This window comes from Accumulibacter sp., from assembly GCF_032229525.1.
Classification (GTDB): Bacteria; Pseudomonadota; Gammaproteobacteria; order Burkholderiales; family Rhodocyclaceae; genus Accumulibacter.
Window position 1 is genome coordinate 1 of the sequence record NZ_JAVTWB010000145.1, and the last position, 15,695, is coordinate 15,695.

Below are 15,695 nucleotides of genomic sequence, written 5' to 3' on the forward strand. Positions count from 1 at the left end.
GTCGAGATCATTCGCCAGATGGACGACCCCTACCCCTACTTCCGTGGCCTGATCGCCGATATCGGCTTCGAACACGCCGAAATCCCGTTCGTGCAGCCACGGCGCAGCCGCGGCCTCAGCAAAAACAACTTCTACACGCTTTACGACGTGGCGATGCTCGGCATCACCAACCATTCCAAGGTACCGATACGCCTGGCGACGATGGCCGGATTCGGACTCTCGGCGCTCAGCCTGCTGGTCGCCATCGCCTACCTGATCTATAAGCTGATCCGCTGGGATCAGTTCTCCGTCGGCGTGGCGCCGGTACTGATCGGCTTCTTCTTCTTCGCCTCGGTGCAACTCTTCTTCATCGGCATCCTGGGCGAATACATTGGTGCAATCCACACGCAGGTACTGAAGCGACCGCTGGTGATCGAGAAGGAGCGCATCAATTTTTCGCCGGACGACGACTGAAGAAACCGGAAGCGAACCCACTTCGCTTTCCGAACTGTGGCCCCAACCATCTGGATCTGCCGCACTGATCGGTGAGCCGAAGGACGTCGACGGACTGACGGCTTTCGCGCTGGCCTATCTGGCGATACCCAATCTGATCTTTCTCCTTGGCTGGTTTCGCCTGCCGCTGGCCTTGCTGCTGAGCGCCGCGCTGCTCTATCTCATCGCCAGGGTGTGCCGGCCAGCTCCAGCTGCATGGCACTCGGGACATTCGCGCTCGGCCATCCTGTTGATCGTCGCAACGGCTTGCGCGTGGTCGGCCTTCGGCGGCGGCAGCCATTTCCTGTATGCCAACCCGGACTGGGAAATCCGTGATGCGGTGCTCGGCGACCTGGCGCAGCTGGACTGGCCGGTACACTATCTGGCGGCCGATGGCGCACCGCTGATCCTTCGTTCGGCGATCGGCTATTTCCTGCCACCGGCCCTGTTCGGGAAGATCTTCGGTCTGGCGCACCTCGATCTCGCCGTCTACCTGTGGACGACGGCCGGCGTGCTCATTTTTTTGCTGCTGCTGCCCTTGCCTGGGCGAGCCGGCTGGCGGCTCGGCATTGGACTGCTGCTGGTGGTCTTCTTCAGCGGGATGGACATCGTCGGCGTCCTGATCGCCACCGAGGCGCTGCCGATCTTTCCCCTGCGCCTGGAATGGTGGGTTCCCTTGAGTTACCCCTCGCTGACCGGTCAACTGCTATGGGCACCCAATCACGCGTTGGCAGGCTGGATCGCCGCCCTGCTCTGCTTTCGCCATCGCCAAGGCCGGGAATTCCTCCGGGTGGCAAGCGCCATGCTGCCACTGACGCTGATCTGGACCCCTTTCGCGGTGATCGGGCTGCTGCCGTTTGTCGTCCTCGGCGCGATCAACAGCATCCGGAAATTCGGCTGGCGCAGCGTGCCGTGGGACGCCGCCATCGCGGCGACAGTCGTTTCGCTGCCGCTGCTGCTGTTCCTGACCATCGATGTCGGGCACATCGAGTCCGCCGTGCCGACCGTGCCCACCGCTGGTGCCCGCTACGCCTTGCAGGCGGTGTCACTGCACAGCTACCTGCTCTTCGTCGGCTGCGAATTCCTGTTCCTGGCGATGGTCATTGCGCCACACCTGCGGGCGGCGCGAGCAGAGTTCTGGCTTGCGGTAGGCCTGCTGCTGGCGCTGCCGCTGCTGCGTTTCGGCCCGACCAACGATCTCGGCCTGCGACTCAGCACCATACCGCTGGTGATCCTGCTGGTGATCTGCCTGCAGACGCTGCTTGCACCGGGGCAAGGATCTTCGCGGTCGACGCTGTGGATTGCCGGCCTGTTTCTGGTCATCGGCGCACACACCGCATTCAACGAGTTCTGGCGTGCCGTCGTCTTCCCGCACTGGCGGCCGGACTACCGACAGACGCTGGCCGATCGCCAGGGCGGCCAGCCTGCGGCGCACTACGTCGGACATCTCGGCGCGTCGCCATTGCAGCGTTTGCTGAAGCCGCTACCGGCGGCGCCCCGCATCGACCCGCAATGACCGTTCACCAGTAGTTTGCGCGCCCCAGCTGAGGCCTTTGACAAAGACCGCCCCGCAGCAGCCGCGATCAGACAAGCGCCCTCCGGATCCCCGACAGGTGGTCGGTCCACATTCTGAAATACACCTCCTCCAGTGAACGAACGAAACGCGGCATATCGAACAGCGGGCAGTCGCGCTTGTTCTCGTCCAGCCTGGTACGGATCTGACGCAAACGTTGCGGGTTGCGAGCCAGGTCCAGTGCGATCCGGTAGTAGGCGTCGGGCGACTCGGCGATCAATTCGTCGAGTCCTGCAGCGCGCAGCAGGCTGGCGCCGACGCGTCCCGGAAAAGTGTCCCCGAGTAGCGCGACCATCGGCACCCCGGCCCACAGAATCTCGACCCCCGACGAATGCGAGTTGTACGGAAACGGGTCGAGCGCCAGATCCGCCAGTTGCTGGCGTGACAGGTGATCGGCCCGCGAGTCGACCCGCGGTGCGAAAATGATTCTCGCCGGATCGACGCCGCGGGCTTCCGCTTCCTTGCGCAAGCGGTCGGGCGCGGACTCGCCGGGCTGACTCAACCACAGCACACTGCCCCTGGACTCGCCCAGCAACTGGCACCAGAGGTCGAAGACCTGCGGGTTGAATTTGTAGCTGTTGTTGAACGAAGAAAAAACGAAACCTTCTTCCGGTAGCCCGGCCTCGCGCCGCGACGGTCGAGCACCCAGCGTGACCGTGCAATCCGCTGGCAGATAGCAGTTGGGCAGATGCGCGAGCGTCTCCGTATAGCAGTGCTGGTGTGCCAGAGGGGTGACCACAGGGTCCCCAAGAAGATAATCGGCCAGCTTTGGGTGGCCGAGAGTCCCCGCATAACCCAGCCAGTTGACCTGAAGCGGCGCACAACGAAAAGCCAACGCCTCGGGTCGTCCGTCCGTAGTCCAGCCGTGGAGATCGATCAGGATGTCGATGGCGTCGCTGCGCATGCGCCGGGCCATCTCGGCTACGCTGCAGTCCCGCAGATCGACAAAATGGTCGAAGGCTGCACTCAAGCGCTTGCGCGTCTCGCTGTGATCGTCGACTCCCATCGAATAGCCGAACACCTCCACGTGGGATCGATCGTGCAACTCGATGACCTGCGGCATGATCAGACCAACCGCATGGGTCCGGAAGTCGGCAGAAAGGTAGCCAACACGTAGTCGTGAGCGGGGTGGCTGGCCCTCGCTGACGACAGCCGATTCGAGACCCGGGGCGTCGAGAACACTTGCCGGAAAGCCCCACCGCGCGAAATTCGATGCCACCCGCAGCTGCTCCTCGGGGGTGACCCCGGCAAAGGAAAGCGCCGGGAACGGGCTGTCGATCAGCAGGCGATAGTCTTCGGTCAGCGCCCGGAGGGTCAGCAGCCTCGCCTGCAGATCGCTCCAATCGCACCGTTTGAGGCTTGCCCAGACCAGTTGCGACAAGACCGTCGTGTTGCTGCTGTCATTCTTCCACAGTTCGTTGAGGCAAACCCAGGCTTCATCGTTGCGATTGGCGCTGAGCAATGCGTTGGCAAGCTGTTCGATGGCCTCCAGATAATCGCCGGGATAGACCTCTATCGCCTTGAGAAAGTACGGCACCGCCTGGTCGAACCGGTGCATCCGCGACAAGGCGCCGCCGTAGTTTTTCAGAACCTCCGGATCATCCGGCTTGATCTCGATCGAACGCGCGAAGCACTTGATCGACTCGTCCCAGCGCATCAACGCCGAGAGGACGATCCCAAGGTTATTGTGTGCTTCCGGATCATGGGGATTGCGTTCGAGCGAGAAGGCGACAATGGGTAAGGCGTCGTCGTAACGGCCTTGCCCGATCAGGGCGAAACCGAGTGCTTTCAGGGCCAGCGGCTGCTTGGGACGACCGGCGAGGATGCGGCGCGCCGCCGACTCGACCTCCGCGTAGCGCGCGGCATCGACCAGACGCATGAGGGCGATGCATTCGGGATCCAGCGGCGGACGTCTGGCGCCACCTGTCTGCGACTTCTTGCGGGAACTCTTCATTTTCTGGCGGGCACTCTGCAACAATCAGTTCGAAAGGGATGACGTCAAGTCGGTCGGTGGCTCAAGCGGCTATCCACCATTCAGCACCGTGACACAACCGGTCAAGACTGCCCCACGGCGCGCATGAACGCCACCTCCAGCGACAGGCTGGGGCGAACCTCCAGCAGCACATGCCCGGCCTGATGCAAGGCCTCGAGCCGCCGCCACAGATCGGGACGTGCCACTTCACCGATCCAGCGCCCGGCAAAATCCTCGCGCATCCCGTCCACAGGCGCCTCACCGAAAGTGCGCACCAGCACCGTCTCCTGGTCACCGGCAAGTTCAGCAGGCGCTCGAACGGCACGCAACACGCCCTGGTGAATCAAGCCGAAGCGGTCTGCGAGCCGTTCCACGTCGTGCAGCACATGTGAGGTCAGGAAAAGGGTTCCGCCCCCGCGCTTGTATTCGGAAAGGATATCGACCACATCGCGCCGACCGAGCGGGTCCAGACCTGACAGTGGCTCATCGAGAATCAGCAGGCGCGGCTTGATGCACAGCGCCTGGGCAATCGCCACCCGCTGCGTCATGCCCTTGGAGAACGAACGAATCGCCTTGCCGGCGACATGCGCCAGACCCAGCCGCTCCAGCCATTCCCGGCAGTGGGCCTGCGGCGCCGCCAGCTTGACGCGATGCAGGCGCAAACCCATCTCGAGCAGTTCGAGCGGCGTCAGATAATCGTAGAGATAGGGGTTTTCGGGAACGTAGCCCAGGCCACGGCGGGCACTCGGCAGCGCCACCGAAGTGCCGAACAGGCGGGCGCTTCCACCCGTCGCCTGGATCAGCCCCATCAGGATCTTGATCGTCGTCGTCTTGCCGGCGCCATTGGCACCGATGAAGCCGAAAGCCTCGCCCGCCTCAACGGTCAGCGACACGCCGTCGAGCGCAACGACGGACGCCGATCGCCACTTTCTCGGATAGCGTTTCTCGAGCCCTTCAATGGTGATCGCGGGAACCGTCATTTCGAGCCCTCGGACGCTGCAGAAAGGATCGGCCAGCCCGAGGCATCGAGGGCGAAGCCGACGCCCAGCGGATCCTCGGGCAGCGCGGCGATCACGCCACCGCGCACCAGATCGTCGAGTTTTTCCACACCCTTACCATAACGCTCCCGATAGAGCGTGACCGCATCCTGCAGGGCCGCCAGGTCACGCAAGCGTTGCGCCCTGACCTGCAGATAGTTGCGGAAAGCCCCCTTGGGGGAATTGGCCGCCATCCCCTCGACCATCCCCGCCGCATTGGCGGTGCGGTAGCCCTTCTCGATCCACATTGCCGCCAGGTTCTGCAAAGCCCACTCGTCCTGCTGATTTCTCGCCCGCGGAACCGCTTCGAGCAGCCACTTGGCGCCGGCCGCCGGATCCTTGTGAAAATGATAGAAGAGGAAACCGTAATGGAACAGCGGGTACCAGTCAAAGGTCCGTGCGTCCGAGGCCTTGCGCAGCACATACTGGGCCGCGTCCACCTGGCCGTTCCAGGGCAGGATCGCCGCGGCAATGTAGTAGTTGTCTTCGTGTAGCGGATTGAACCAGGCAATATCGCGTTGCAGCTTCGCCTGTACCGCGTAGTCGGCGGCGCTCATCCGACTGGTGTCGGCGACCAGCACGCGAAACCCCGCCAGATTGGCCGCCAGATAACGATCGCCGCCGGCCAGCAGGACCTGCGCAAAGCGCGGCAGCGAAATCAGCAATTCCGGCGCGGAAGCCGGGCGAGACAAGGCGGACAAGCGTTGCTGGGCAAGACCGTAGGTGAACGTCGAGACGATAGCGGCCAAGCACAGTAGCGCCGTCAGCGAACGCTGCATCAGGAAAACTCTCGCCGCGAGAACAGCAGGCTCGCGCAAACCAGCAGCAGGGCGATGTAGGCGACGGCCATGGTCACCGACCACAACACCACATCGGCTCCCGGCGGCAACTGATACATCGCCCACTCCCGCCAATCGAGGCGGGAGAGATCCGGGACCAGCCAGCGGATCAGGTCGATCGCCGGGTTGTAACTGGCGACCAATTCGACGTCGCCGTCAGCGCCTCGCGAAAGGTAGGCGACCGTGGCGCCGAGCGCCTTGCCGGCGACCGCAAAAGCGGCCCCCAGGGCCAGCGGCAGAACCGAAACCGTGGACAAGGCCGCGATGCACAGGGCAAATGCGGCGACGACGGCCGCATCGAGGGTCAGGCCGGCCAGCGCGCTCCAGAAGGGCACGCCCAGCGCCAGGCCGAACTCCTGGTTGTAGCCGCCACCGACCAGCAGCACGGCCAGCAGCAGCAGGAAACCGAGGAGCACTGCCGCCAGTGTCGACAGGAGCAGGATTGCGGCGAAGCGCCCGGCCAGAAACGCGCCGCGCGAGACCGGATAGGCCAGCGAAAAGAGGATCACCCGCCGGTCGATCTCTCGTGCCACCAGTTCCTGCACCCAGAACAGATTGAGCAGGACCAGCGAAAAGCGAATCCCCGAAAAACCGACGTCGAGCGCGACGGTTTGCGGCTGCCGCGGTGAGAAGAAGCCGGAAAAATAGGCGATGCCGATCATCAGCACGCCGAGCAGGAAGACGGCGTGAAAGCTTCTTCCGCGCAGGCCGGAACGCAGCCCGGAAAGGGCAAACTCAAGCATGACTGTCCGCTACCCACAAAAAAAGAGCGCACCCCGCGGCGCGCCCTCTATTAGACCAGAAAATCGCGGTCAGGAATCGGGCGCCGCGGCGGCCGCCGCATTCGCATCGCTTTGCGCACAGGCGCCGGCAGTTGCGCACGCAAGGCCCGCGCTACTCACCGCGCCACCGGCCGACGAACCGCCAAAGGTGAATCTGCCTTTGAGTGATGCTGCACCCACCTTGTAGAGCGTCGCGCTGGCATCGTCTCCGGTCAAAAAGACATTGGCCGAACACTTCGGGATGAAGGTCTGCTTGACAAAGCTGGTAGCGGAAGCGGTGACCGTTGCGCCGTTGGCGGCCGCACCGGCACCGGTACAAATCGAAGTGTTGGCGGCATTCGCCGACAGGGAGGTGACGGCTGCGATGGCAAGAACCGAACCCATGATGATGTTTTTCATTTGCAGTCTCCAATCAGGAAATGGGGTTAGACCGTCGAGTTCGCGATCGCGGTGGTCAGCAGGTTGCGCGCGTCGGACTGTGCGGCCTTGTCCTCACCTTTCCTGGTGTACTCCGTAAACTGCGGAATGGCGATGGCAGCGAGGATACCGATGATCGCTACAACGATCATCAGCTCGATCAAGGTGAAACCTTTTTGTAGCTTCTTCATGGGATTCAACTCCTTCCAGTGAGTTAAACGGACAACCCGTTGCTTTAACTGTAATCAAGTTCCGTGCCAGGGGCTGCAGCCAAGCAAAAGCGTGATTTTTCGCACGCCGCGCGCGACGATCCCGCCCCATTCCGTCACCCGAGTGACAAAATTTGTCAGTTCCCGCCGCCTGCGCTGCGGTCGGGTGCCGTACGCGGCAGGGTCAGGGTGAAGCTGGCGCCCTGACCGGCGGCGCTATCCACCGCGATGGTGCCGCCCAATACCGCGGTCACCAGGTTGTAGACCATGTACAACCCCAGGCCGCTACCGCCCTGGCCGAGGCGGGTGGTGAAGAAGGGTTCGAAAATGCGGTTGAGCGTTGCCGCCGCGATACCCACCCCGTTGTCGCTATAGCGCAACACCACCTGATCGGGGTCGACGGCGTGCGCCGCGATCTGGATGCAGCCTTCGTCGATCCCGTCAAAGCCGTGCAGCAGGGAATTGCCGACCAGGTTGGCGATCACCTGTTCGAGCGGGCCGGGGTAGCTGTCCAGCTCCAGGCCGGCGGGAATCTGCAGCTCGATCCGGTGCCGGGTATGTTTGAAGCTGAGCCGCAGGCTGACCATCATCTCGTCGACGGTCTGGCGCAGGTCGAACGAACGTCGGCGGGCGCTGCTCTGGTCCACCGCCACCTGTTTGAAGTGGCCGAGCAGGTCGGCGGCACGGGCGGTATTGCGTTCGAGCAACTCGACCGCTTCGCGCCCCTGGCTGAGCAGGGCATCGGCCTGCGAACGACGCAGGCGGCCGGACTCCATGGCCGCCGCGAACTTGCGAAACTCCTCGGCAAGGACGCTGGCGACGACGCGCGCGTTACCGAGCGGCGTGTTCAGCTCGTGCGCCACGCCGGCCACCAGATTGCCGAGTGCCGCCAGCTTCTCGGTCTGCACCAGCTGCGCCATCGCCTGACGCAACTCGGCGGTACGCTCGGCCACCAGTTCCTCGAGGTGCTCGCGATGGCGCTGCAGTTCGTCCTCCGCCCGCTTGCGCGCGGTAATGTCCGAGCCGACACTGAAAACCTCGACCACCTGTCCGCGATGATCGGTGACTGCCCGGTTGGTCCAGGAGACCCAGACCCGCTCGCCGCCACGGCGCATGTTCTCGTTGATGTTGTGCTCGAAGCGCTCGGGATGGTGGCAGATATCCTCCATCAGCGGTTGCAGATCCCGACCGTTGGCCCCGCCGGGCGAAACGATCGTCCCGACCACATGCTGCCCCAGCAGTTCCTCTTCGGCATAGCCAAAAAACTGCAGGCCAAACTCGTTGATGAAGGTGATTTCGCCCTTCGGGTTCCAGCGCAGGATAATGCTGTTGGCGTTCTCGACCAGTTCGCGGTACTTCAGCTCGCTCTGCAGCACCGCCTGCTCGGAACGTTTGCGCTCGGTGATATCTTCGGCCAGAACCAGTGCTGCCGGGTGCCCCTGGTAGCTGATCGGATGGGCGATCAGCTCGACGTCGATGATCGTTCCATCCTTGAGGCGATGTCGCCAGATGCCGGCGCAATCGACCCACGGCTCCTCCGCCAGAATGTCCTCGAGCGGGATCGCGGTGTGCTCTTGCGGGTGCAGGTCGAGAACAGTCATGTTCAGGAACTCGTCAGGCGAGTAGCCGTATCGCGTCACCGCGGCATCATTGATGGTCAGGAAGGCGAGCGTTTCCAGATCGTAGACCCACATCGGATGGGGATTGCTTTCAAAGAGCAGTCGGTAGTGCGCCTCGCTCCCCCGCAGGGCCTGATCCGCCGCCTGGCGATCGATGCGGGTCCGCAGCACCGTGATGCCGAAGCTCAGGTCGCCGGCCAGCTCACTCAGCAGGGCGACTTCGTCGGCATCGAAAACGTCCGGCAGCGACGAGTAGATGGTCAACGCGCCCAGGGTCCGCTCGCCGTGCCGCAGCGGCAAGGCGCACAGGGCGGCATAGCCACGCGCCAGCGCGTCCGCACGCCAGAGCGCGAAGCGAGGATCGCTGGCAATATTCTGCACCAGGCAGGGTCGACCGGTACGAATGGCGGTGCCATGGGCGCCCCGCCCACGCCTGCCGCCTGCCCGGCCGGCATTCAACCGATCGAGATAACCGGCCTCCTGGCCGGCGTGAGCCACTGGCCGCAGGGCGCTGGATTGGTCGTGTTCGGCGAAACCAACCCAGGCCATTCGGAAATCGCCGACTTTGACCAGAATGCGGCAGACGGTGTTCAGCAACTCGCTCTCGTCGGTGGCACGGATCAGCGCCTGTTTGCAGTCGCTGATCATCTGCAACTGCCGGTTGGCTCGCTGCAGCGCCTGTTCGGCCTGTTTGCGCTCGGTGGTATCGATGACTACGCCGAGATAGTGGGTCACCTGGCCGGCGGCATTCCGCTGCACTGCTGTCCGGTCGTCTACCCAGCGTATCGTGCCGTCGCGGGTGACGATGCGGTATTCCTGCTGGAATCGATCGTCACCGTGGTCGACGTGGTCCTGCACCTCTTTGCCGACCCGCTGCAGATCGTCGGGGTGGATCAGGGCGGCAAAGTTGATCGACCCATCGAGCAGTTCTTCGGCGGAGTAGCCGAGCTGGCTGACATTGGGCGAGGCGAAGACCGCTGGCCAGCCCTCCTCGGCCCGCCAGCGGAAGAGCATCGCCGGGCTGTTCTCGACCACCAGGTTTGCTTGCCGCAACAGCTCTTCGGCACGAACGCGCTCGGTGATGTCCAGCGCCACGCCCATCACCTGCACCGAACCGTCATCCGCCGGCACTGGATTGAGATAGGTCTCGAACGAGGTTCCCCGAATCCGCGCGGTGAAATGCAGGGCCTCGCCGGCTATCGCCCGGCGCGCCGCTTGACAGATCTCGGGATAGTCGCGGTAGATATCGAACAGCGACTGGCCAACCGCTTCACCAGGCCCCAGACCGCCGCCTGCCAGGCCTTTGCCTTCGCTGAGTGACAACACGCCATGCTGGTCAAACTGGAAGATCACCACCGGCGCATTACTGATCACCGATCGATAGCGCGCCTCGCTGTTCGCCAGATCCTGCTCGCGTTGACGAATCGCCAGCGACATGCGATCGAGGTCATCGGCCAGGCTGTCCAGTTCCCTGATGTTCGAAAGCGGCCAGCCTTGACCGTAGTCGCCGTCGGCAAGGGCACGGGCCTGGGCGGTATAGCGACCGAGGCGCCGGGCAAAGCCGCGCGCCAGGATCAAGGTGGCGGAGGTCGCCAGCAGCAGGGCGACCAGCGCACCGACGAGCAGCGCCGACAAAGTGGCCAGGAAGGGTTTCAGCACGTCACTTCGCGGCTGCGCCACCAGCACCATCCAGCCGAGCTGGGGAACGCTGACCAGGGTACCGATGAACGGCTCACCGTCCCACGAGAACTCCTGAGTGGTGAAACGCCCGCGCAAGCCCTCGCCGACGATCGACAACTGACCGAGGTTGAGCTGCTGTATCCCCGGGCGACGCTGGGAATGGGCGACGACCTGCCCCTGGCGATCAAGAATCATCGTCGACATCCCGGCTTCGATCGGCAGTTGGGCGAGAAACTCGGAGAGCCGGCCGATCGAAACCTCGCCAATCACGGCTCGATCGGCGACCGGGATCGCCAGGCTGACCGCCAGCTGCGCACTGAGCGCCGACAGGAAGACCGGCGACCACACCGCAGCGTTGCGCGCCCGCGCCTCGCGCAGAACGGCCCATCGGGAAAGGTCGATATTCAGTAGATCGCGCCGCTGGCCACGCTGCCCCTCGGGCAAGCCGACAGCGAAGAGCGAGTCCCTGGCATCAACGATGTAGATCGCTGAGAACACTTCGCCGACGCCGGCGTGCGCATCGAGGGCGGCGAACCAGAACGACGGCGAGCGTTCACCTTGCTGGCGTAGATGCTCGGCCACCGCGGCCAACTCACGCCCGGCACCGAGCAAATGCGCCTCGATCTGACCGGAGATGGCACGCGCGAGCGCCTGGTGGCGGTCCGCGATGTCGGCGAGCGCCTGCGGCAAACGCCAGGACAGCACCAGCGCAGCCACCAGCAGCAGGGGCAACACCCCCGCCAGGACGAAGCGCAAGGCCAGCCAGAGCCACAGCGGCCGCGCCGAGGAAAGGGTTCTGGCGGTCGGTGACGAAGCGCTGCGCATGGCGGTCGAGCGACGATTCCCCGCTTACGCGGCTTCGATCAGATTGCGCGCGTCAAGGCCCTGCGCGGCAAAGTGGTCGAGTAGCTCGCGCTGGTGTGGAAAATCGCGCGTCTCGATCTGCAGGATGATCTCGGTCATGCCCACCGGCACGTGCAGTTCGCCGCGCCGGTGCTCGACGTGGCGGACGTTCATGCCATGCTCGGCGACGACCCCGAGCAGCGCGGCCAGCCGACCCGGCGTATCCGCCACCCGTACGGCAAGGCTCATCAGGCGGCCACTCGAAGCCAGACCATAATCGATCGAGCGGCCGACCAGGGTCATGTCGGCGTTACCGCCGCTGACCAGAACGACGACGCAATCGTCCGGCCGCGGCACCACTTTGCCCTTCAGCAGCGCGGCCAGCGCGACGACGCCGGCGCCCTCGCCGATCGTCCGCGTGCGTTCGAGCAGGCAGACCATCGCTTCGGCGATGGCATTGTCGTCAACGGTGACGATGGCATCGACGTGGCGGGCGATCACCTGCCGCGTCAGTACCCCGGGCGCCTTGACCTTGATGCCGTCGGCGATGGTGTGCGCCGATGGCGAGACGACTTCGAGACTGCCGTCTTCGAGAAAGCGCCGGAACGGTGCGACGGTCTCGGTCTGCACGCCGACAACGCGCACATCCGGACGTTGCAGCTTGATCGCCAGGGCGACGCCGGAGAGCAGGCCACCACCACCGAGAGGGACGACGACCAGGCTGGCGGTCGGCAGCGCTTCGATGATTTCCAGTCCGACGCTCGCCTGGCCGGCGATGATCTGCCAGTCATCGTAGGGGTGCACAAACTCGAGCCCGCGCTCGCCCGCCAGCACCTCGGCCAGGGCGCGCGCTTCCTCGAGGTTGGCGCCGGCAAGAATGACCTCGGCGCCGAGCCCGCGACAGGCCTCGATCTTGGTCAGCGATGCCGCCACCGGCATCACCACGGTCGCCGGCAAGCCCTGAGCCCGCGCCGCACGGGCCACGCCTTGCGCGTGGTTGCCGGCCGACGCGGCGATCACCCCGCGTAACGTAGCAGCGCTGCGACCCGCACCACCCGCACCGGTGCTGGCGAGCAGCCGGTCAATCTTGTGCGTGGCGCCACGCAGCTTGAACGAGCCGGTCGGCTGCAGGTTCTCGAGCTTGAAATGAATCGGCACGCCAAAGTCACGCGAGAGCACATCGTTGAGCCACAGTGGCGTCGCCAGCACGGCAGCGGCGATGCGCGCGCGGGCTTGCTCAAGGTCGGCGAGAGTCAGCGGGATGTGGTCCATCACGTTGTGGCCGGTACCCAGTGCCCGCGCGCCGGCAACGGCTGGATCAGCCCGCCGGCTCTCACCGCGATGACAGGCGCCTGCAGGATGATCAACGCTTCGACCGGCAAGTCCATGGCGTGCAGACCGCCCGCATGGCGGCCGGGCAAGATTGACGAAGAGCACAGTCTAACGCTATCGATAACCAGGCTGGGGTTAGAATCCAACGCTCTCCGTCTCGCGAAATCCTGCCATGCAATCTCTCTGGATGGTCGTCGCCAGCCTCCTGTTCGCCTGCATGGGGGTGTGCGTCAAACTGGTGGCGGCGAACCATTCGGCGGTGGAAATCGTCTTCTACCGCAGCTTTATCTCGCTGCTGCTGGTCTTTGCCCTGGCCCGGCTGCGCGGTGTGTCGCTGGCAACAGCGCACTGGCACTGGCAACTCAGCCGCGGCGTCTTCGGCTTCGCGGCGGTGATCGCCTATTTCTCGGCGATCACCCTGCTGCCGCTGGCCACCGCCGTGACCCTCAACTACACCTCGGCGATCTTCCTGGCCATCTACCTGGCCTGCTCCGGCGTGCGCCTGACCGCCGGCATCGTCGGCGCGCTGGTGATCGGGCTGACCGGCGTCGCCCTGCTGCTCAAACCGACGCTGCATGCCGAACAGTGGGTCGGCAGCCTGCTCGGCCTGATTTCCGGCGCCCTGGCTGCGATGGCCTATTTCAGCGTCCGCGAACTGGGCTGGCGCGGAGAACCGGAAATACGCACCGTCTTTCATTTCGCGCTGGTGTCGTCGCTCTGTGCCGCCCTCTGGCTGCTGTTTTCCGAGGTCCATCCGGTCGACCTGCGCAGCGGCTCGCTGCTGCTCGGGGTCGCCGTTTTCGCCACTGCCGCCCAATTGGCGATGACCCGGGCCTATGCCGCGACGGGGACCCTGACAACGGCAGCGCTGGCTTACAGCACGGTGGTCTTTGCCAGCCTGTTCGGGATGGTCTTCTGGAACGAGACGCCCGACCGCTGGTCCTGGCTGGCGATCGGGCTGATCGTCGCGTCCGGGTTAGCGGCGACACACTTCTCGCACCCGCCCGCCCCTGCGCCAACGGCCGCCCGCTAGAGCTGCATCAGAAAGCTCAATCCACTGCCCGTCACGGGCATCCGGGGCGCCCGAAGTGTCCGAAGTGCATCAAAGTGACGCGGTTTGGTGTACAAAGTGACTATCGCTAAAGTATTGCTGGTTTCTGGCCGTTGTCTACAGAGGATTCTTGTCACCAAGGGTCCTTCGGCTAGCCATGGAAAACACCTGGAGACATGAGCATGCTCACTTTTCTGCGAAACCTGACACTGACCACGCGCCTGTATACCTTGCTCATCGGCATGCTGGTGGGACTGCTCGGATTGGGAGCGCTTTCGGTCTTCGAACTACGCCAGCAAGTGCTGCAGGAAAAACGTCTGGCCATCCGCAATGTCGTCAACGCTTCCATGGGTGTACTGCAGGAGCAGTACGACCTGCAGCAGGCGGGCAAGCTGACGCCGGAAGAAGCGCAGCAGCGGGCCAAGGAAGGTTTGCGCAAGAGCCGCTTCAACGGCGATGACTACCTGTTCATCTACGACCTGACCGGCACCACCATGATGCACGGCGTCAAGCCGGAGCGCGAAGGCAAGAACACGCTGGATGCCAAGGACCCGACCGGCAAGGAATACATCAAGGAGTGGATCGAGCTGCTCAAGAAGAACGGTGAGGCGAGCATGGATTACAAGTTCGCCAAGCCCGGCTCCGAGCAACCGATCGCCAAGATCGCTTACGCCAAGGTTTTCGCCCCCTGGGGCTGGTGGGTGGCCACCGGCGTCTACATCGAGGATGTGGATGCCGCCTTCTGGGCCAGCGCCAGCCGCACCATCGCCTTCGTTGGCGTGATCAGCGTACTGCTCGGTGTTTTCGGTTGGACCATCAACCGCAGTGTTCAACAACAGATCGGCGGCGAACCGGCACTGGCGGCGACCCAGGTCGAACATATCGCTGAAGGCGACCTGACGCAGACCATCACCTCCAGGAGCCAGCTGCCGGGAAACCTGCTCGGCGCACTGGTAACCATGCAGAGCAGACTGAACGGGGTGGTGCGACAGATCAACGCGGGCACCGAAATGCTGGCCAGGGAATCCAGCGAACTGTCCGTGGCCGCCAGCGAAATCAGCGTCGCGGCGCGCAAGCAAGCCGAATCGAGTGCTGCCACCGCGGCATCCATCGAAGAGCTGACGGTCAGTATCAGTGAGGTGTCCGAGATTGCCCTGCTGAGCGAGGAGAACTCGCGCAAGACCGCTGGGCTCGCCGCCAAGGGCGCCGACGTCGTTCGTCAGGCAGCTGGCGAGCTGGAAAGTATCGCCGTTTCGGTCAAGGACTCTGCGCAGCGCATCCACGCCCTGGTCGGCCGCTCGCAGGACATCAGCAAGATTACCAACGTCATCCGGGAGATCGCCGACCAGACCAATCTGCTGGCTCTGAATGCCGCCATCGAAGCCGCCCGCGCCGGCGAGCAGGGACGAGGATTCGCCGTCGTTGCCGATGAGGTGCGCAAGCTGGCGGAGCGCACCACCCAGGCGACGGCGCAGATCAGCGAAATGGTCAGCTCGATTCAGGGCGATACCGGTGAGGCGGTGGTGGCGATGCAGAATGCCGAGCCCAAGGTGCGCCAGGGGCAGGACCTCGCTACACAGGCCACCGGCCTGCTCGATGAGATCCAACAGCACGCCGATCAGTCTCTGGGTAGGGCTCGTGACGTGGCCAGGGCGACCAAGGAACAGGCAATCGCCGCCACCGACATCGCCAGCCACGTGGAGGACATCGCCTCGATGACCGAGGAGGCCGATGCGGCGACCCAGAACAACGCGGAAGCCGCCGCGAAGCTGAAACAACTTGCCGGAACGCTGCAGGCTGCTGTCGGCTATTTCAAGGTCTGACTGCGACAGGCTGACCACCCTGACATCGCCCTTCGCGGAACACACCC

Annotated in this window: 12 protein-coding genes and 1 pseudogene; 4 read left to right on the forward strand and 9 right to left on the reverse strand. The window is 64.2% G+C overall.

Annotation, left to right across the window (positions count from 1 at the left end; all coding sequences use genetic code 11):
• Together RUW20_RS10825 and RUW20_RS10830 are read left to right on the forward strand one after the other, a co-directional pair.
• A pseudogene (locus tag RUW20_RS10825) lies at positions 1-453 on the forward strand (glycosyltransferase); the annotation flags it as partial.
• Positions 454-625: 172 nt separating this feature from the next.
• Complete coding sequence (locus tag RUW20_RS10830; RefSeq protein WP_313952223.1) at positions 626-1,987, forward strand: hypothetical protein; 1,362 nt, start codon at positions 626-628, stop codon at positions 1,985-1,987.
• A gap of 67 nt (positions 1,988-2,054) precedes the next feature.
• Here the strand turns inward: RUW20_RS10830 and RUW20_RS10835 are convergent, their stop codons facing one another.
• The 9 genes from RUW20_RS10835 to RUW20_RS10875 all read right to left on the reverse strand — a co-directional run bounded on the left by RUW20_RS10835 (position 2,055) and on the right by RUW20_RS10875 (position 12,920).
• Complete coding sequence (locus RUW20_RS10835) at positions 2,055-3,998, reverse strand: tetratricopeptide repeat protein (RefSeq protein ID WP_313952224.1); 1,944 nt, start codon at positions 3,996-3,998, stop codon at positions 2,055-2,057.
• Between the two features lie 101 nt (positions 3,999-4,099).
• Complete coding sequence (locus RUW20_RS10840) at positions 4,100-4,996, reverse strand: ABC transporter ATP-binding protein (protein ID WP_313952225.1); 897 nt, start codon at positions 4,994-4,996, stop codon at positions 4,100-4,102.
• A complete protein-coding gene (locus RUW20_RS10845; protein ID WP_313952226.1) occupies positions 4,993-5,832 on the reverse strand; it encodes a hypothetical protein in 840 nt (279 codons plus the stop codon). Before RUW20_RS10845 ends, RUW20_RS10840 begins: the two co-directional genes overlap by 4 nt.
• Entirely contained in the window at positions 5,832-6,635 is an 804-nt protein-coding gene (locus RUW20_RS10850) for an ABC transporter permease subunit (RefSeq protein WP_313952227.1), read from the reverse strand. Before RUW20_RS10850 ends, RUW20_RS10845 begins: the two co-directional genes overlap by 1 nt.
• Positions 6,636-6,704: 69 nt before the next feature.
• Positions 6,705-7,073, reverse strand: coding sequence for a hypothetical protein (locus tag RUW20_RS10855; protein ID WP_313952228.1), 369 nt, complete (start codon positions 7,071-7,073; stop codon positions 6,705-6,707).
• A 26-nt stretch (positions 7,074-7,099) separates the two neighbouring features.
• Positions 7,100-7,282 carry a type IV pilin protein gene (locus tag RUW20_RS10860; RefSeq protein ID WP_313952229.1) on the reverse strand — a complete coding sequence of 61 codons (183 nt, stop codon included), beginning with the start codon at positions 7,280-7,282 and terminating at the stop codon, positions 7,100-7,102.
• A gap of 155 nt (positions 7,283-7,437) precedes the next feature.
• Entirely contained in the window at positions 7,438-11,424 is a 3,987-nt protein-coding gene (locus RUW20_RS10865; RefSeq protein ID WP_313952230.1) for a PAS domain S-box protein, read from the reverse strand.
• A gap of 24 nt (positions 11,425-11,448) precedes the next feature.
• Positions 11,449-12,714 (reverse strand): threonine ammonia-lyase, encoded by a 1,266-nt coding sequence (gene ilvA / locus RUW20_RS10870; protein WP_313952231.1) that lies wholly within the window; start codon positions 12,712-12,714, stop codon positions 11,449-11,451.
• Positions 12,714-12,920 (reverse strand): hypothetical protein, encoded by a 207-nt coding sequence (locus RUW20_RS10875; protein ID WP_313952232.1) that lies wholly within the window; start codon positions 12,918-12,920, stop codon positions 12,714-12,716. Before RUW20_RS10875 ends, ilvA begins: the two co-directional genes overlap by 1 nt.
• Before the next feature lie 26 nt (positions 12,921-12,946).
• Between RUW20_RS10875 and RUW20_RS10880 the strand changes: the two genes are divergently transcribed.
• Positions 12,947-13,807 (forward strand): DMT family transporter, encoded by an 861-nt coding sequence (locus RUW20_RS10880; RefSeq protein ID WP_313952233.1) that lies wholly within the window; start codon positions 12,947-12,949, stop codon positions 13,805-13,807.
• 200 nt (positions 13,808-14,007) lie between these two features.
• Positions 14,008-15,648, forward strand: a complete 1,641-nt coding sequence (locus RUW20_RS10885; RefSeq protein WP_313952234.1) for a methyl-accepting chemotaxis protein — start codon at positions 14,008-14,010, stop codon at positions 15,646-15,648.
• Positions 15,649-15,695 lie beyond the last annotated feature (47 nt).